At 37.2% G+C, this 18,939-nt stretch carries 18 protein-coding genes; 5 read left to right on the top strand and 13 right to left on the bottom strand.

What is annotated here, in order from left to right; translation table 11 throughout:
* Positions 1-40 precede the first annotated feature (40 nt).
* The 5 genes from QM491_RS18405 to QM491_RS18385 all read right to left on the bottom strand — a co-directional run bounded on the left by QM491_RS18405 (position 41) and on the right by QM491_RS18385 (position 2,963).
* Positions 41-763 (bottom strand): DUF2490 domain-containing protein, encoded by a 723-nt coding sequence (locus QM491_RS18405; RefSeq protein ID WP_283329015.1) that lies wholly within the window; start codon positions 761-763, stop codon positions 41-43.
* Positions 764-854: 91 nt separating this feature from the next.
* Positions 855-1,241 carry a DUF983 domain-containing protein gene (locus tag QM491_RS18400; RefSeq protein ID WP_283329014.1) on the bottom strand — a complete coding sequence of 129 codons (387 nt, stop codon included), beginning with the start codon at positions 1,239-1,241 and terminating at the stop codon, positions 855-857.
* A gap of 139 nt (positions 1,242-1,380) precedes the next feature.
* Entirely contained in the window at positions 1,381-1,680 is a 300-nt protein-coding gene (gene trxA / locus QM491_RS18395; RefSeq protein ID WP_283329013.1) for a thioredoxin, read from the bottom strand.
* A gap of 257 nt (positions 1,681-1,937) precedes the next feature.
* Positions 1,938-2,519: a methyltransferase domain-containing protein gene (locus tag QM491_RS18390; protein WP_283329012.1), complete on the bottom strand. Its 582-nt coding sequence runs from the start codon at positions 2,517-2,519 to the stop codon at positions 1,938-1,940.
* Between the two features lie 135 nt (positions 2,520-2,654).
* Positions 2,655-2,963, bottom strand: coding sequence for an ArsR/SmtB family transcription factor (locus QM491_RS18385; protein ID WP_166578323.1), 309 nt, complete (start codon positions 2,961-2,963; stop codon positions 2,655-2,657).
* Between the two features lie 328 nt (positions 2,964-3,291).
* On the opposite strand from QM491_RS18385, the gene QM491_RS18380 reads away from it, so the two are divergent.
* Positions 3,292-4,665: an L-serine ammonia-lyase gene (locus tag QM491_RS18380; RefSeq protein WP_283329011.1), complete on the top strand. Its 1,374-nt coding sequence runs from the start codon at positions 3,292-3,294 to the stop codon at positions 4,663-4,665.
* Positions 4,666-4,917: 252 nt separating this feature from the next.
* Here the strand turns inward: QM491_RS18380 and QM491_RS18375 are convergent, their stop codons facing one another.
* Positions 4,918-6,081: a PAS domain-containing sensor histidine kinase gene (locus tag QM491_RS18375; protein ID WP_283329010.1), complete on the bottom strand. Its 1,164-nt coding sequence runs from the start codon at positions 6,079-6,081 to the stop codon at positions 4,918-4,920.
* 384 nt (positions 6,082-6,465) lie between these two features.
* Between QM491_RS18375 and QM491_RS18370 the strand changes: the two genes are divergently transcribed.
* The gene (locus tag QM491_RS18370; RefSeq protein ID WP_283329009.1) at positions 6,466-7,272 is read left to right on the top strand and encodes a PAS domain-containing sensor histidine kinase; all 807 of its coding nucleotides are present in this window, start codon (positions 6,466-6,468) and stop codon (positions 7,270-7,272) included.
* Between the two features lie 84 nt (positions 7,273-7,356).
* Entirely contained in the window at positions 7,357-8,430 is a 1,074-nt protein-coding gene (locus tag QM491_RS18365) for a response regulator (RefSeq protein ID WP_283329008.1), read from the top strand.
* Between the two features lie 189 nt (positions 8,431-8,619).
* Here QM491_RS18365 and QM491_RS18360 read toward each other — a convergent pair whose 3' ends face one another.
* The 7 genes from QM491_RS18360 to QM491_RS18330 all read right to left on the bottom strand — a co-directional run bounded on the left by QM491_RS18360 (position 8,620) and on the right by QM491_RS18330 (position 17,423).
* Positions 8,620-9,315: a head GIN domain-containing protein gene (locus tag QM491_RS18360; protein ID WP_283329007.1), complete on the bottom strand. Its 696-nt coding sequence runs from the start codon at positions 9,313-9,315 to the stop codon at positions 8,620-8,622.
* Between the two features lie 95 nt (positions 9,316-9,410).
* A complete protein-coding gene (locus tag QM491_RS18355) occupies positions 9,411-10,610 on the bottom strand; it encodes an anhydro-N-acetylmuramic acid kinase (RefSeq protein ID WP_283329006.1) in 1,200 nt (399 codons plus the stop codon).
* Positions 10,611-10,782: 172 nt separating this feature from the next.
* Positions 10,783-11,733 (bottom strand): 3-keto-disaccharide hydrolase, encoded by a 951-nt coding sequence (locus tag QM491_RS18350; protein ID WP_283329005.1) that lies wholly within the window; start codon positions 11,731-11,733, stop codon positions 10,783-10,785.
* 378 nt (positions 11,734-12,111) lie between these two features.
* The gene (locus QM491_RS18345; RefSeq protein WP_283329004.1) at positions 12,112-12,750 is read right to left on the bottom strand and encodes a DUF3226 domain-containing protein; all 639 of its coding nucleotides are present in this window, start codon (positions 12,748-12,750) and stop codon (positions 12,112-12,114) included.
* Positions 12,750-13,715 carry an AAA family ATPase gene (locus tag QM491_RS18340; protein ID WP_283329003.1) on the bottom strand — a complete coding sequence of 322 codons (966 nt, stop codon included), beginning with the start codon at positions 13,713-13,715 and terminating at the stop codon, positions 12,750-12,752. Before QM491_RS18340 ends, QM491_RS18345 begins: the two co-directional genes overlap by 1 nt.
* Positions 13,716-13,792: 77 nt before the next feature.
* Positions 13,793-16,624 (bottom strand): excinuclease ABC subunit UvrA, encoded by a 2,832-nt coding sequence (uvrA, locus tag QM491_RS18335; RefSeq protein ID WP_283329002.1) that lies wholly within the window; start codon positions 16,622-16,624, stop codon positions 13,793-13,795.
* Between the two features lie 292 nt (positions 16,625-16,916).
* On the bottom strand, positions 16,917-17,423 hold the full coding sequence (locus QM491_RS18330) for a phosphoribosyltransferase family protein (protein ID WP_283329001.1): 507 nt from the start codon (positions 17,421-17,423) through the stop codon (positions 16,917-16,919).
* A gap of 213 nt (positions 17,424-17,636) precedes the next feature.
* Between QM491_RS18330 and QM491_RS18325 the strand changes: the two genes are divergently transcribed.
* Positions 17,637-18,041 carry a DUF4783 domain-containing protein gene (locus tag QM491_RS18325; RefSeq protein WP_166549663.1) on the top strand — a complete coding sequence of 135 codons (405 nt, stop codon included), beginning with the start codon at positions 17,637-17,639 and terminating at the stop codon, positions 18,039-18,041.
* A 191-nt stretch (positions 18,042-18,232) separates the two neighbouring features.
* Positions 18,233-18,784 carry a YcxB family protein gene (locus tag QM491_RS18320; RefSeq protein ID WP_283329000.1) on the top strand — a complete coding sequence of 184 codons (552 nt, stop codon included), beginning with the start codon at positions 18,233-18,235 and terminating at the stop codon, positions 18,782-18,784.
* Positions 18,785-18,939: the final 155 nt, after the last annotated feature.

The following is an 18,939-nucleotide window of genomic DNA, read 5'->3' as shown; positions in this document are numbered from 1 at the left end:
TCATCATAAAAGCGTCATGCTTATCCAAAGACAGCATACTTTACAGCCGTACAATAAAATGTGCTTGAATACTATGTTCTTCATCAAATTCGATAAGAGAACTACGTTGTCGGTGATTCCACATATAACCTGTTTCGATGGTAAAATGTGGCGAAAAGTTATGAGAATACCCTAGATAAGCCTGATTTTGACTAAATGAATTGGCAGGGATATTGGGAGATACGTTTTGTAGTAATTCTTCACTAATAAAAACATTGTTTTTCGAATTGAGAATATAGCGCAATTGCCCTCTCAATCTAGCACGTCCTTGGGATTCGTTCCAAGCATTATCATCGTTTTTGAAAAGGCGGTATTCGTAGCCACCTCGTAGCCTAACTAGCCATTTTGGACTGAGTGTATGTAACCATTCAGCCATCAAAAAAGGACGAAATTCCCAACGATCTTTTTTGCTAAAATCCGATGGTTTGGCATAAAGCTGGTATGAATGAAAAAAGGAAGGAAATAACGATACCACAAGAGTTTGCCCTCGGTGGACCAACCCAAGTCGGTAAGCTTCCATCAATGGGAGTGCTGTTGGGTTAAAAAAAGTTTTACGATAATCGTTTTGACGTCTGTACTGATACTCAAGATTGATCTCAAAATTCTTATAGATTTTCTTTTGAAGCGCAAAGCGAGTCCAGATGCTAGAGTGGTTATAGTTTTGGGCTTGGGCACAACAAGATGCACATACCCAAAGGGTACATAGGATAATTTTAAATCTCATTTAATCAATCTTGGAAAGAAATACTGTTTACACTAGGAGTCTACTACTTTGGTAGAGAATCCCTAGTGCAAAAGTAATTGATTATAAGATTTTACAGGTCTTTTTTATGATTTTTATACTTTATTCCAGAAAAAATAGTAAGAAATAAGACCCTTGAAATTCGAAAATTAAAAGGAACAAATATTAATGAAATCAAGACAATTGGGATAATGTATCCAAGGGGTTCTGGGTCACCAAAAAAATTATAGATAACCACGCCACCTATTAACATAATGGCTACCGTAAAGGCATAGCTAACATACATAGCACCAAAGAAAAAACCTGGCTCTCGTTCATAACGCAAACCACATTCGGAACAATGCTCGTACATTTTGTCAAATTTCAAGATATTCCACCACGGATGTGTAAACAATTTTCCCTGACGGCATTGAGGGCATTTAGCCTTAACCATGGCTCCAAGTTGGCTTTCTTCTTCCATAAAGTTCTTTAAATAATAATTCGTTAATATTAAAGATAAGTACAAATAAATATGTGGGTCAAATGTAGGTAAAATGGCACAAAGAGTCAAAGACCCAAAGTGTGAAGAGCCAGTTACAGCCCGTAAGTATTAGATAAAATTAAGCAAATTGCTTTACAGTTTGTTCTAATTGATGTACAGGAATTACACCCGACTGTCGCCATACTTGCTGTCCATTTTTGTATAATATTAATGTAGGTACGCCACTAATTCTAAGTTCTTGAGCTAGCGACTGAGCTTTGTCTACATCTATTTTAATGATTTTTATATCCTCACCTAATCGTTTTTTGAGATCTTCTAAAATAGGTGCCATAGTTTTGCATGGGCCACACCAAGTGGCAAAAAAATCAACTAAAACAGGCTTGTCTGAGTTGATAATATTTTCAAATGAACTGTTCATGATATTAATTGGCTATTGGCTTCAAGCCGTTATTGGTTAATAGAAAACTGTTATTAGTTAATAGAAGGTCGTTTTATTATCTAGTTCAAGACTTAGTCTCAAACTAGATAATAAAACAATCTTATTTTACCCGTATTAGGCTCTAGACTTTATGCTGTAGGCTAAAAGTTGAAAAGAATTTTTCATGAAATAATTTAAGCTTTTTTGCCTAATGCCTATAGCTTACAGCCTAATGCAAATTTATTTAGCATTAATACTTACAAGTCCTTTTTTACCCATTTGACAAATAACTCATTGCCTTGGCGTGGGCGAATTGAATTATGGCATGGTTCCAAAATAGCATCAATAAAATAAGGACTAAATAGTTGTAGGTATTCCTCTGTCGTGCCGCCAAATGGTGGTCCTGCTTTATCAAATTCTGAGGCAAATAATACACCGACAAGTTTACCTTCGGGCTTTAGCAGCTCAGACATTTTTTGCACATATTGTTCTCGCATACTTGGAGGTAAGGCGCAAAAAAAAGTTTGTTCTAAAATTAAATCATACTGGTCTTGGTGCGTAAAAAAGTCCTCGCAAAGAATTCTTACAGTTGGATAATTTCTCAAGCGATTTTGCAATTGCTCGACAGCCAAAGGAGCAATGTCCAAAATCGTTAGGTTTTTGAAGCCCAATTCGGCCATCAGCAATGCTTCATAGCCATTGCCACAACCAGGAAGAAGAATTTTTAGGTCTTTATTATCCAATTGTTTAATATACTCTTCAAGTGGAGGCGAGGCAGTTCCCAAATCCCAGCCTGTTTGCCCTTTGGCATATCGTTCGTTCCAATATTCTTTTGTCATATTACTGATAGCTTATAACTAAATGATTATATGAATGTTTTTTCATGTATTTTTTGTAAAAAAAGCCAGAAAAGAAATAAGCAAAATCTTAAGGTTTCTGGCAAAATCAATTCTCAGATTGATAAGTTTTTAGTACTAAAAATTACAATTACAATTTTCAATACATTCAATCAGCTTGGTTACATCACGTTCTTTTAAAGAATAGAATACATTGAGTCCATCCTTTTCTGAGCGTAAAATTCCTTTTAATTTCATATTGATAAGATGATGTGAAAGTAGTGACTGTTCACATTCCAGAATCGTACATATTTCATTTACTGAAAGGCGCTCTTGAATCGACAACAAATCTACGATGGCTAACCTCGTAGGATGTGCTACCGTTTTGAGAATAAAAGCGGCTTTTTCGAGTTTCTCTTTGTTGATTTTGTAGGCTACAGCTGCCATAGCAAAAATATTTTTAATAGATTACAAGGGATAATTTTAGTATTTCTGAATTTATTGAAACATAAGATACGAGTGTTATAGCATCAAAATCAGAACTTTACTATACAAATATATGATTGTTTATTCATATTTAAAAGTAAAAAAATAGTTTATCTAGTGTATTGGTAGACCATTGTTGGTTTTGTAGAAAAATCTTTGATTATTGTGCCAAATTATCTTAAAATATAAGACTATGTATTGATGATGATTTTATAAAAAATCTCTAATTTCGTCGTCCCAAACGCTATGTTTTTGGCGGGTGTGGGTACGAACTTCTTCAACAACAACTATGATAAAAAATCCTATTACTACTTCCATTTTTGATTTATTCAAAATTGGACCAGGACCATCGAGTTCACATACCATTGGACCGATGAAAGCTTCGTACGATTTTTTAAAGGAACTTAATGCGCTTTCTCCCAACCAAATCGACGCTTCTTTACAAATCCAAATTCATTTATACGGTTCATTGAGTGCTACAGGCAAAGGACACGGCACCGACCGAGCGGTTATTGCTGGGCTTTTGGGCTGGACTCCTGAAACCTGTGATCCTGTTTTGTTTTCGACTCTTCTCAAAGACACAACAGAGCAGTATCCCGTAAAAGTTCATGAAATAGAGATTCCTATTTCGGCTGAGAGTATTGTATTTGAAAAAGGAAAATATGACTCTCCTTACGCCAACACTATGGTACTAAAACTGCTTCGTGCTGAGCAAGTTGTACTTCAGCATGAATACTATTCTGTAGGAGGTGGGTTTATTTATCGTAAGGGTCAAAAAGTAACAACGAGTACGCTTACACCTGCGTATCCATACACCAATATGAAAGAGTTGAAAGCACAGTTACAAAGTAATGGCTTGACACTTTCAGAACTAATGTATGCCAATGAAATAGCTTTGACAGGAGCAAGTCGTAAAGAAATAGACAAAAAAACAGATGCCATTTTGGACTTTATGCACAAAGCAGTAAAGCGTGGATTGAAAGACAAACGAGTATTGCCTGGCACCATCAAGCTTCGTAGAAAAGCACCGTTACTTTACGAAAAGGCCAAAAAACTTGCTTTGACGAGTGATAGTTTTCTTATCTTTTTGAACGCTTATTGTTTGGCAGCATCAGAAGAAAATGCTGCTGGGAATATCGTAGTTACTGCCCCAACGTCAGGTGCATCTGGTGTTATTCCAGGCATTACGTATTTGTTGAAAAATCACTTTCATTATTCTCCCAACGAGATGCGTGAGGGAATGTTGGCGGCTGCGGCTGTTGGTTTTTTGGTAAAACATAATGCAAGTATTTCGGGTGCCGAGATGGGTTGTATGGGCGAAATTGGCTCGGCTTCGGCTATGGCAGCGGCGATGTTGACGTATTGTGCTACCAAAAGTATTCACGCTATGGAATCGGCAGCCGAAATTGCTATCGAACACCATTTAGGCATGACTTGCGACCCTATTGGGGGGTATGTCCAAATTCCATGTATTGAGCGCAATGCGATGGGTGCTGTAAAAGCCTATAATGCGTTTTTGTTGGCAACGGCAGGGGATAGCTCTTTACAAAAAATCTCGCTCGATAGTGTTATTAAGGTAATGAAGGCAACAGGAAAAGATATGTCTAAAAAATATAAAGAAACCTCCGAAGCAGGCTTGGCATTGAGTGCCACAGAATGCTAGTAGGCTTGCAGGAGTCATTTAAAATTGAGTGATTTGTGATTGAGCGAGTGAGTGATTATTGGTAGATATGCAATGCTTCGCGTCTTTTAGCTAGTGTACAAATTTTTAAATAATCACTCATACACTCAATTGCCATTCGGCTTTCAACTATGAGCCGTAGGCTAAAAGTTGAAAAAAAATCTCATGAAATAATTGGAGCTTTTTTGCCTAATGCCTACGGCTTACAGCCTAAAGCGCATTAATTCATTTTATTTAACTATTAAACCTTACAGTAAAACAAGTTCCTTTTCCAATTTGGCTATGGCAGCTTACTGTTCCGCCCAGTTGTTCGGTTAATTCTTTTACAATAGAAAGCCCTAATCCTGTCGACGATTCGTTGGAAGTGGGTTTGGCACTTAATTTTTGAAAACGACCAAACAATAAATTCATTTCTTCTGGTAATATGCCTTGCCCTTGGTCTTGTACTGAGATTTCGAAATAACTACTCGTACACTCCAATTTTACAGATACAGAAGAATCGGCATACGAAAACTTAATGGCATTTGAAACCAAGTTATCAATGATTTCGGTAAGATATTCTTGGTCTGTTTTTGCCATAAACAACGGTGCTTGACTCTCAAAATGCAAGCTTATTCCTTTACGATTGGCAATTTCTTCAAAGCGATTGAGAGAGGTAGTCAATAGCTGAACAATATTATGATAATCGACTTCGGGCGTAATAGACTCTCTTTCGAGGCGATTGACACTTAACATATTCTTGATAAGCGACGCCATTCTTTCTGAAGTACTCACCAATTCATCAATCCAACGTTTTTGGCTATCAGTCAGATTTTGAGCGGTTTTTCTAAACTTTCCCGCAATGAGTTTAATATTAGTAATGGGATTTTGTAAGTCGTGAGAGGCAATTCCGATGAAGCGATTTTTTTCTTGATTAGTATGAAAAAGCTGTTCGTTGAGATGATTAAGTTCTTGGTTTTTTTCCATCAACTCTTTCTCTAAAGCTTTTTTGTGAGTAATATCTACTATCACCGAATTACTAGCGATAAAGTTGCCGTCTTTGTCATAAATCGCATTGGCGTTGAGGAGCACTTGAACGTGGTTTCCTGTTTTGGAAACTAACTCTAGTTCAAGGTTTCGGGTGGTACCTGTTTGCTTGAATTGGCGATAAAATTCCTCGGCATTTTCGGTTAGAAGGGTGATTTGTAAATCAAAAAAACGTTTTTTCCCGATAAGTTCTTCGCGGGTGTATCCGAGCATTTTGAGTTCGGTATCATTGACTTTTAAGAAGTAGCCATTGGCGTCCAATGAATGATAGGCATTGGGCGCATTGTTATAAAATTCTTCAATAAAAGAAATGTAGTCAGAGGAATGTTCAGCGGAGAATTTTTCTCCGAAAAACCCAATTAACTCTTTCAAAATACAAGCGGGATTGAATTGGATTATTTTTGACCAAATTTAACACAAAAAAGCAGTCCTGAACATCAAGACTGCTTTCTTTTTTAACCTCTAAACCTACAAGTATGAAGTAAATCTACCACTTGATGACACAAAGTTCGTATTTCGGCACTTCTTAAACCTTGACCAGATTCAAGGTATAGTTATGATAGTCGTCAGTATTTATCAAGATTGAGAATCTGAATTTTGTAGAAATCTCTTTGTATATTAGTCAAATTGTGTTGTGGTATCGGGTGTTATTATGGGAGAATTTGTGTGTTTGATAAACATCCGAGCATAGATATTAGTGCTCATAAAAGTAAACCAAAACGATTCACATATAAATTAATATCCAGTTCTAAATTCATGCTTAACCCCACACTAAAAGATGCTATACTCGATGCTTTGCTCACACACTTAAATGTTTTTGTGAGTATCTATAACTATGAAACCAATGAGGTAGTTCTAGTAAATGACTCTGGTTTAGAGTTATTTAAGGTTCGAGATGAGAAAGAGTTTGCTGAGAAATACGGAGTTGAAGTGCGAGAAATGCCCATTACAAGCGAGCAAAATGCCAAACTTAGGAAAAGCCTAGACGAAAGTGGTAAATGGTCGGAAGAAGTACAATGTAAAGTGCATGATGGTACTACTTTTTGGGCTATTATCAATATTGATGCATTTCAATGTGAATCTCAAACGTATTTAATTACCCGTATTATTAATTTGGAGAAACTTTTACAATTTGAAAAAGAAAACGGTATCAAAGGTCGTGAATACTTTAAAAATCAAATCGACCAAATGATTTCGTATCGCACTTCAGCGTTGCTCGAGACGCTTACAAAATTAGAGCATTCGCAACATGAATTATCGGAAGCATTGCACCGCGAGCATCGACTTAATGGACTGAAATCGCAGTTTATCACTTATGCTTCGCATGAGTTTAGAACACCATTGGGGATTATATCATCTTCGGCGAATCTTCTAAGTAAATACAACAAAATCGGGAATGTTCAAAAACAAGAAGAGCATATCCAAACGATTTTGGAAAATGTAAAAACGCTCACAGCGCTGTTAGAAGAATCATTGAGTATGGGAAGATTGGATGATAACGCCATCGAACGGCCTTTAAATTTTTATCTTTCCAAAGTGATGCAACAAATGAACGATAGCTAGGATAATTGATCATGAGCTGATGATGTCTTTTCGGTAAAGTGTTAATGCTTTTACCCCAATAAATACAAAACAATCACCAAGAATATGCAAAAAATATTGCTCATAGAAGACGATGACCAGTTGCGGAGAAATACCGCCGAAATACTCGAGTTGTCCAACTATGAGGTGTACACCGCCGAAAATGGAAAAATTGGAGTTGAAAAAGCCCTGCAATGTCAACCCGATTTAGTGATTTGTGATTTGATGATGCCTGTATTGGACGGCTATGGTGTACTGAAGGTTTTACACAAAAACCCTGTTTTAAATACAATACCTGTAATTTTATTAACCGCCAAATCAGAAAGAGGGGATTTTAGAAAAGGGATGGAACTTGGCGCAGATGATTACCTGACCAAGCCTTTTGATGAAGTAGAACTGATTTCAGCAATTGAAACTCGCTTGAGTAAAGTCGAGCATCAACAGCATAGTGTCACTCCTCAAACTATTGTGGTAGAAGAAGCGCATGTGAGTGCTAATTTTAACTATGCGTACCTGACCGAAGGATTACAGCAACTCTTAGAAGATAAGCGTCCGCATCATTACAAAAAGAAATCGGTGATATATGCCGAAGGCGATGACGCCACCCGTTTGTATTATGTACAGTCAGGAAAAGTAAAGGTGATTTTGCAAAATAATGAAGGCAAAGAATTGGTGACAGGTTTGTATAAAGTAGGTGATTTTGTCGGAATACAAGCACTCTTGAGCGGTAGCGCTTATGTCGAAACTGCTGTTGCATTAGAAGAAACAGAATTGCTGTATGTTCCAAAGGATTTGTTTTTACAGGCGATTCACCAAAATCGTGCTATGGCAAATGGATTGATTCAATGGATGGCGCAAGAAATTATCCAACAAGAAAAGTATCTTTTGGGATTGGCTTATAATTCTTTGAGAAAACGTGTGGCAGAGTCTTTGGTGTTTTATGCCAAACATATTCATCCTGATCAAACCGTTGACATTATTGTTCAGCTCTCAAGAGAAGATTTGGCGTCGATAGCAGGTACGGCTACAGAGTCGCTAATTAGAACGCTTTCTGATTTTAAACAAGAAGGATTAATAGAAATAACGTCAGGAAAAGTAATTATCCTAGATTTATTGAAAATACAACACTTGAAATATTAAAGAAGCTTTGGACTATGAGCTGTAGGCATTAGGCAAGATGTTTCTGTTGATAAAAAACAAAAAGGCGGTCGAAATTATTTTTTCGACTGCCTTTTTTGATACTATATTTCAAAATGATACCTCTTTAGACGCAAGCATTGTGGCTCTACGACAGAGATATTTAATAAAATCACTCATTCACTCAATATCTTAGTGAACATCCGAGCCGCCTGTTACACTCTTTTTCACAACTCTGGCATTACCCGAAATATATACATCTGAGCCACCTGTGGCAGAAATGCTGATTTCTTTTTCAGCCCAAACATAAGCGTCTGAACCACCTGTTGCGGATACACTACAAAAACTTGAACGTAGTTTATTGGCCTTTAAGTCACTTCCACCAGTTGAGCTTGCTTTCAAAACGGTTGTATTACCAATTAGCGTTACATCCGAGCCTCCTGTTGTACTACAGTCAATTTCATCAGCATCGATTTCTAATTTAATATCCGAACCACCCGTTGCACGAATGGTAAGTTTAATCAATTCGAGTTTCTTTTCAGAATATACATCCGAGCCGCCTGTTGCCGAAATAGAATTGAGGTCTTTCACCGTCACGTAGGCTTTTACGGGTTTATTGTTCCATTTGAACCAGCCCCATTTTGAGTTTTCGATATATATGCGGATTACGCCGCCATTGTTATCTACTTTAATATCATCTTGACGATCTTCAGCGGCACTAATACTAACAGATTCGCTAGCGCCTTGCGTGAGGTACAAATCGATTCCTCCCGAAACTTCAATACCTTTAAATGAACCAACATTACGTTTTTGTGATACCACCTGTGCCTGAACTACAGTAATGCACGAAATCAATACGATAGAAACGAGGATAAGAATCTTTTTCATAGTAAAGCCTTTATTTGATGACAGTATATTTTATGTCTATTAGATGCAGGTCTCAAACCAAAGGTTGCATCGACAAAAGATTATTCTCCAAGGATTTAAGAAGGAAAAGATATTTTCCCCATCGTCACCGAAGGAATTCCTCTACGAGTACCAAAATCTGACTCGCCCCCAGCTACCGTTTCATTGGCTAAAATCGCAAATAATACGGCTTCTTTGGCATCGCCATTGATACCTAATTCATTGGTTCTTGCAAATTTGGCGGGAATGAGTTCTTGAAGCCATTCCATTAGCAAAGGGTTGTGCATCCCTCCACCCGAAGTGTACACCGTAAAATCAGAAAGATTGGATAAATTGAGCGAATGCACTGCTTCGGAAATCGTTTCAGCACTAAATCGTGTGAGTGTTGCCAATAAATCATGACTCGGAATATGTAGCGTATCACTGATTTCTTGAGCACGATATACATAAGCTTTACTAAATAATTCGGGTCCTGTAGTTTTGGGAAAAGGCTTTTTGAAAAACTCATCTTGCTTCAAGGCATCTAATAAAGCCTGATTGACAATACCTTGTTTTGCCAAAAGAGCATCTTTGTCGTAAGCCATATCAGGATAGAAGGTTCTGGTAAAAGCATCGAGCAAGGTATTACCTGTGCCTGTATCGGTCACAAAAACCTCTTCAGGATTCATATTGGCAGGTAAATAAGTAAAGTTGGCAATGCCACCCATATTGAGCATAATACGATTTTCGCCTTTTTTACCAAAAATAAAATAGTCTCCATATACTGCTAATGGTGCGCCTTCGCCACCTGCGGCTACGTGCTTTTGTCTAAAGTCAGCAATCGTGATAATGCCTGTATTGACTGCTATATGGTCGCCATCTCCAATTTGAAGCGTTGCATTGGGGAATTTTTCGATACCATGCAAAATTTTTGGCGCGTGCATCACCGTTTGTCCATGTGAGGCAATAAGGTCAACGTTTTCGGGCGAAATGTTCCATTTTTGAAGGCATTCCAAAATCATATTGGCATGCAATACCCCAATCCATTCGTTAAGCATAGCCAAATGAGGAAAATTGATGGTTTCTTTGGCAAAAACCTGTCGAATTTCTTCTTTAATATCTTCGGTGTAAGGAATGGTGTCAAAATCTAACAATTTGACTTCCGTGCTTTCGCCTGCACCCGAAATCTCGCAAAGAGCCACATCGAGTCCATCCATTGACGTTCCCGACATCAAACCAATAATTTTACGAGAAGGTTTTTGGGCAATTTGATAAAGAGATTGAAGGTTTTTGTTCATGAGGTCGATTTTTGTTGATGATTTTCAAATTTACGAAGTAGGAATGTATTTAGTGTATCAACGAGAGGTTTTGTTTTTTTAAATAAAAACTGTTTTAAATAATAAATCCTTTATCTGTGTGTAACAAATAAAGGATTTACCAAAAATGCTATCAAGAATACTATTCAAGTAGTTACTTTGCTGCTGCAATGGTGATGTTTCTAAACTCAATTGGACCGTGGTCACCTTGGAACATAATTGGTCCTGCTTCTGCCTCATTGCTATCAATAGCGCCACCTGTAATGCCTGGTATCTCAGCTTTATAGATGGTTGTTTTGCCATTTAGCATTACTGTCACAACTCTCCCAACTAAGGTAATATCATAACTTTGCCATTCTCCCGCTTTTTTAGCAGGCATTTCCAAAGGCTTCACAAAACCATAAATTCCCCCCAGTTCAATAGCAGATGGTTCAACGCCGAAGCCGTCTGTAATCTGTACTTCATAACGTCCACGTAGATATACACCGCTATTACTACCCTCAGGCACACGGAATTCAACATGTAATTTGAAATCGCCAAAGGTTTTTGTCGTTCTGATATTGGCACCTGATTTTGGACTTTTCAAAACACCGTTCTCTACAATCCATTGATTTTCGCCTGCAGCAGGACGGTCTTCTCTTCCAATAATTTCCCATCCGTCTAAGTTTTTACCATTGAAAATAGGCATTGGTTTCCCGAAAATTGACTCATTAGATTTTATCAATTTTGGAGCTTTTACACCCACCCAATTCACCACTTCGCCATTAGGCTGATTCATCGTCCCTTCTAATTTTCCATCTTTCAGTTCTGCCTCTACCACAAGATCTTTATCTTCTCTGTCCCACTGTGGCGGAATGGAAAAAGACATTTTATTATCCTTAAAATAGACTCTAGAGATAGGTCTGGCACTACCGCCACTACCCACAAAACGCCCATTGAAGTATTTTACCCCAGAGTGGTTAATTTCTAACCAAGACGGGAATTTTTTATTTCCTTTCGTAATGGTAATATCCCAACGTCCTTCTACACTTTGAGCCGTAACGACCAATGTTGAGCATAAAATACACAGAATTATCAAATGTAATTTTGTAATGAGTTTTTGCATGGTAGTATTGTTTTTGGTTAAATGGTTCACACAACTATTTGTCATTGTCGGGGAGACAACGATGCTAAAATTAGTTAAAATTTTGTAACATAAATCATTGAATAAAAATGGAAGGCATATAGATAATGGTAGGAGTCATTATCTATTGGGTGAATTGGTGATTGAGCCAATGAGTGATTATGGTAAAATTTGTATGCTAGCAGTAGAGACGTAATACTTTACGTCTTGAGCCAAGTTAGCCATAGGATGCTGATAGCAAAAAAGCGGTCGAAAATTGTTTTTCGACCGCTTTTTAATGAATTTCATAAAATCCTCCTAGTCTCAATATTGGGGATGACTCATGTTTAGCTTGCTATTGTGGAGACTGTTTGAGTTACGTCAATCAAACAAAGCCAAAAAAACTTTTAATTCATTTAAAACAGGAGAATCTAAATCCCAGATATGGGTTTTATGTTGAAGACTATATTCCAAAGTACAGTATCTCCCTGCATGTTGTCTTTCTTGATGAGTGGCGGTATCATATTTGAGGTAATAATGAACCCAAAGTTTATCAAATTCCTTTTGGCTTACCTTTTCTGATAAACAATTTTGCCATTGTTCTAAGCAATCAGCATTGCTTGATGAATGGTTTTTTATTAATCGTAAAATTGTTTCTAACTCTCCTTTTCCACCGATATTCATGAAATAGCAAGCAATTTGTAGAGGAATTTTATCAATTGTTAAATCTACAAATGTTTGACTATCTGATAATTGTATATCAAAACTTTCTTGTAAACATTCATTTATAAACGCTAATCTTTCTTCCCTTGTAAATGAATCTTGGTCGATGATAATACCCAGTTTTTCAAAAGGATTTTTGAGGAAACCAGTCTTTAAACTAGCTAAACGTTTTGTCAAAGCATCTTTACTTAAACCTTCTAAAATATTAATTGAAAACTCTTTAACATCAACACCTTGTATTAAATATTCGATGAAAGCTTTGTCGTCTTTTCCTTCTACTAAAATGATATTTTTCATTATTCTCCTCTGATAGGTGTGTTGGTTGCTAATTCATATTCAAGGGTATCGATGTCATGTTTTATACCAATAATTTGATTGGTTTTAGCGTGACGAGCCATTTCAAAATAGGCTCCTTCTCCTTTAAATTCTTCACAAACTTCTTCAAAGGCGGTAATCATTTCACGGCTATGGGTTGTGGCAAATAATTGAATATTATGATGTTGGCACAATTTGAAAAGCATTTGCCAAACTTCTTTTTGGGCGGTGTAGTGGATGCCGTTTTCTATTTCGTCTATGAGGAGATAGTTATAAATGGATTTTTTATAATTCAATATAATACCAATATAAAGTATAACCTTACCTAAAGCATCACCATGATAATTGATAGGCTGAAATATAGTCCCTTCCTTTTTTAGAAATAGCGTATTTGGATAACTTCCGAATGTTCTAATCTCTGTAATTGTACTGTCGATGATTTTTACACTATCTAATATTTCTTTATCTAAACCTGTGATTTGAGCTTGGTCAAATAGCTGAACTAAATTTATTGAGCTACTATTTTTTTCGTTTATCTTTTTAGGCTCATTAAGATTAAGTGTTGATAATTGTGGATATTTTCTGTTCTTATCAAGAATTAATTGTACATCATTATTGTGAGTAAAGTTTTCTCCTGTTTTATCATCTTTAAATGAAAATTCGGGCTGATATTTAAAACCAAATTCTTCATTATTTACAGTAAATTTGAAATTTATGGCTCCTATATCTTGGTTTTTCATTAAAGAGTAACCTGTGTTTTCTGTTCCTTCGTAACTACGAGTATCAATCGTTCCTTTAGTATCCTGACTCAAACCAAAATACAAAGCCTCTAACAAACAAGTTTTTCCAGAGTTGTTCTTTCCAGTAATGACATTTATCCTTGAAAAACCTTTTATTTCGGTTTTATCAAAACATCTAAAATTCTCTATTGAAATATTTTGTATCATATCCTGTCAATTATTTTTCCAAATATACTCTATTCGCTCGAAAGCCAAATCTGCAATCCCAAATCGTAATTCCAAAATCAAGAAAGCTCTTCTTTCAAGAAATGTGCTGTAAAACTACCTTTTACCTTGGCTACTTGTTCTGGCGTACCTTCAGCAATGATTTGTCCGCCGTTGCGACCACCATCTGGTCCCAAGTCAATCACATGATCGGATACTTTAATGACATCCAGATTGTGCTCGATAATCAAAACGGTATTTCCCTTATCGACAAGTTTTTGTAAAACTTCCATCAAGGCTTTAATATCTTGAAAATGTAGACCAGTCGTTGGCTCGTCGAGGATATAAATTGTTTTGCCTGTATCTCTTTTCGAAAGTTCCTCTGCTAGTTTTACTCGTTGGGCTTCGCCACCCGAAAGGGTCGTAGCTTGCTGCCCTAAAGTCAAATAGCCCAAGCCAACCTCATGTAAGGTTTGAACTTTACGCTGAATTTTAGGTTGATTTTCGAAAAAGCTTACCGCCTGTTCTACCGTCATATCCAACACATCGGCAATGGATTTTCCTTTAAATCGAACTTCTAATGTTTCTCTGTTAAAGCGTTTGCCTTTACAAGTTTCGCAAGCAATATGTACATCGGGTAGAAACTCCATTTCGATTTTTTTCATACCTGCACCTTCACAATCCTCGCAACGACCGCCTTTTACGTTAAAACTAAAACGTCCTGCTTTGTATCCACGAATTTTAGATTCTGGCAACTCACAAAAAAGGGAGCGAATATCCGAAAACATTCCCGTGTAAGTGGCAGGGTTGGAGCGTGGCGTACGACCAATAGGTGACTGATCCACTTCGATTACTTTATCCAAAAACTCTAAACCTTCTACAGCCTTAAATGGCATAGGTTCACGTTTGCTATTGAAGAAATGGCGATTAAGAATCGGGAAAAGTGTTTCGTGAATCAAGGTAGATTTTCCCGAACCACTCACACCAGAAATCGCAATCATCTTGCCCAAAGGAAGTTTTAGCGTAACATTTTTGAGGTTATTACCATTAGCACCTTTGATTACTAAAGTATTGCCATTGCCTTTACGACGTTGTTTAGGTACTTCAATATTGGTCTCGCCACTCAAAAACTTAGCAGTGGTCGAATTATTTTTCAAAAACTCCTCTGGTGTTCCCTGACCCACAATCGAGCCACCATGACGACCAGCGCCAGGACCAATATCCACGATATAGTCAGATTCGAGCATCATATCTTTGTCGTGTTCTACCACCAAGATAGAGTTACCCAAATCACGCAAATCTTTGAGCGCTTGAATCAATTTTACGTTGTCACGTTGGTGCAGACCAATACTTGGCTCGTCCATGATATACAACACATTGGTCAGTTGTGTGCCAATTTGGGTTGCCAAACGAATACGTTGTGCTTCGCCACCCGAAAGCGTTTTGAGTGGGCGATTGAGCGTAAGATATTCTAAGCCGATACCCGTCAAGAAACCGATACGCTTGCGGATTTCTTTGAGTACCTCACGACCGATTACATTTTGGCGTTCAGACATGCGATCTTCGAGTCCTTCAAACCATTTTGCTAAGTCCGAGACATCTAGTTGGGCTAATTCCGCAATATTTTTGTTATCTATTTTGAAGAAAAGCGCTTCCTTTTTCAGACGTGCCCCATTACAGTCTGGACAGGTACGAATCATCATAAAATCCTTGAGCCATTCTTGAATTTTATCAGAGCCACTTTCTTGTTGTCTTTTCAAAAAATTGATAATTCCCTCATATTTGGTATTCCATTCGGTACCTTCATATTTTTTGGAAGGAACTGGAACAGGTTCGTCAGAACCATACAACATGATTTCGACAGCTTCTTTAGGAAATTTATCGAGCGGAGTGGTCAAACTTACTTTAAAAGGTTTGAGTAAAACCTCTAATTGTTTGAAAATCCACATTTCACGGTATTCGCCGATAGGAGCAATCGCTCCACGGCTAATACTGAGGCTTTGGTCAGGAAGGATAGCTTCTTCGGTAATTTCCTCAACTACTCCCAAACCTTGACAACAAGGACACCAGCCATAAGGAGAGTTAAATGAAAAGGTATTAGGCGCAGGCTCGTCGTAAGAAATCCCAGTTTTAGGATCCATCAAGAATTTTGAAAAATTACGAACTTCACCTTTTTCGTCACGAATCATCATCAAACCTTTGCCCTGGTTCAAGGCTGTTTGAACAGACTGTGATAAGCGGAAGCGGTCTTCAGTTTTTACAACAATACGGTCAATGACAATCTCTATATCGTGGATTTTGAAACGGTCGAGCTGCATTTTGGGCTGAATGTCCATTACCACACCATCGACACGTACTTTGGTATAACCCAATTTGGCAATCTGCACAAAAAGCTCACGGTAATGTCCTTTACGACCTTTGACAATCGGAGCCAAAATGATTAGTTTCTGATTGTCATAATCATTGAGAATTACATCAATAATTTGATCGACAGACTGTTTAATCATTTTTTCGCCCGACAAATAACTAAATGCTTCTCCTGCACGAGCATAGAACAAACGCATAAAGTCATAGATTTCGGTAACAGTACCTACGGTCGAGCGAGGGTTTTTGGAAGTAGTCTTTTGCTCAATCGAAATTACAGGCGAAAGCCCATTGATTTTATCTACATTGGGGCGCTCCATTCCACCGATAAAGCTTCGGGCGTAGGCCGAAAAGCTTTCCATATAACGACGCTGTCCTTCAGCATAAATGGTATCAAATGCTAATGAAGATTTCCCCGAACCACTAATGCCAGTAATAACGACAAGTTTGTTGCGAGGAATAGTGAGGTCAATATTCTTTAGGTTATGTTCTCTTGCTCCGAGCACTTCGATATGCTCATAGCCTGTGTTGTCTGTGAGGTTGGACATGAAATAAGGAATATAATTGAATGCAAAGGCAAAGGGGTAATTCACCAAGCCGTTAATTGGATAACATTAATTGCCTTAGTAAAGTTACCAAAATTTGCGAAGGTTTTAGAAGAAAGCTTTTAATAGTGGGGAAGGGGTAAAGGCACAGAGGTACAAAGCGGGTGAAGAGTTAAGTGAAATTGAGTGATTGAGTGAGTTAGTGATTGATTTTAAGAAAAAATTCATTCTGTAGAGATGCAAAACCTTACATCTCTACAGAATGGTTGAGAATTTCAACAATCACTCAATATTTCTAGCTTAAATAAACGCCCATTTCTTCTGGGCTGTCTAGAATTACTTTTACGTGCTCGTTAATCGTTGTAGACAATTCGTAACCGATATAGTTTGCGGCAATCGGGAAACGATGGTAGCCACGATCTACGATAACGGCTGTTTGAAGACGCTTCACATGCAAACGTAAAAATGGTGATAAGCCATAAGCGAAAGTACGACCAGTATTCAATACGTCGTCAACTACAACAATTGCTTTTTGCTCTAATAGACTATCCTCACAGTCAAAAGTGATACTTGGATTAGGTACCTCTTTGTCCATATCAATTAGTACAGCAATGGCCTTGATAGAGGAGATATTCCCAATCATTTCGGCAAGTAATTTGGCAAATGAATACCCTTGACCTTTGATACCAGCAATGATAATTTCAGATTCTTCAAAATTATTTTCATATATCTCAAACGCAATGCGTTTGATTTTTTGAAGTACCTGTGTTTGGTTTAATATTTGATTATCTGTTAGTTCCATGATACGAAGATATTAAAACTTTATTGACCTCTAACCTCTTTCTAATGAATTATAGAAACGATTCTGATTGCAAGTCGCAATATTAAGACTTGAAAGATAAATTTTTAGATAATTGGCTAAATAATATTCAAAAAAAAATGCTTTCAAGAGGGCTGGCACAATTTGTGCGGATTCACTGTCATATAACTTCATCCAGTTATATTGACACACAACATGAAAATACTACTTTCATTTATTCTTACTTTAATATTTTGGACTTCGTGGGGCGGTGCTGACCCACAAAGTTTTGCGGTTGGAAAATTACTTACGTCACTCAAACAAGGTCAAGCAAGTGAGCTGGCTTCGATGTTTGACGAGAATGTGGATTTATTGATTGATGCTGAGCAAATTGATTTTAGTGAGATTTCACAAACGCACGCCGAAATCATCCTAAAGTCGTTCTTTAAACGTTGGCCACCTCAAGATTTTCAGTTAGTTCATCAAGGTGCCAATTCTTTGTCTCAGTATTACAGAGGTCTGTATAAGACAAATCGGGGGAATTATGCGGTGTATATCCTGCTCAAAAGAAATCAGGATAAGTTTTTAGTCGAAAGTATTCAGTTTAGAAAAGAAAAGTAATGGTTTGGAATGTGTTGGAGATGTAGAGGTTAGCACAAATAACTTGGTGTAATTCCTCTCATAATTTAGATTTGTTAAGAAATATTGACAGCGTAGCAAGTGAAAATACTTAGCTACGCTTATTTTTTGTACATTTGCAGTCTGTTTGCGAACAATAGCATAATTTACAATAAAGCATAAAGAACAACGACATGGCAAAAGGATATGCACAGGGTCAGCAAAGACGAATGGTGCAAATGCCAGTAAATCCACTGGCTATCAAAACAAAAAAGTATGCGCTTGATAAAAACAAGTTTATTACTCTCAATATGAGCCAAATGGTCAAAAATCAATGGTATTGGGGTTTTGTACCACTTGGACTTATCGCTGTGAATGCGGTGCTCAATATTACAGGTATTTATCATAACTACTGGATTTATGTATTGACGCTTATTGGGGCGATTGGTTATGTTGCTTTCTGGGCAATTCAATTTACGGGTGTAACGCAGTTGGATCAATACAAACAACTTTTTGAAAAATATCGCTACGAAGTCGATAGTCGTCAAATTTTGATGAAAATTACAGACGAGCAAGGTGGTGTTATCAAATGGGATATGATTAAAACTGCTAGAAAAGAAAAAGAAGCTTATGTGTTGGATTTAGGTCAATATCAGTTTATTTATTTGCCATTCAATATTTTCTCAAGCGATAACGATAAAAAATTGATGGATAAAATCTTGAGAGATAAAGGTTTTATTTCTTAGAATATGGTTGAATATTTTATCTGGTATTTGTAAAAAGAACAAAGTTTCCATTTGCCACTGCTTACTTTTCTTGTCTTTACACAAGAAAAGTAACAAAAGAAAGTCAAGAAATCCTAAACTCGCCTGCGGCTCAAACAGTAGGATTTCATAAAAAT

The sequence above is a fragment of the Flectobacillus longus genome (genome assembly GCF_030056705.1).
Lineage (GTDB): Bacteria > Bacteroidota > Bacteroidia > Cytophagales > Spirosomataceae > Flectobacillus > Flectobacillus longus.
Note: the sequence above shows the minus strand (reverse complement) of the source record. Positions and strands in the feature narration are given on the sequence as shown.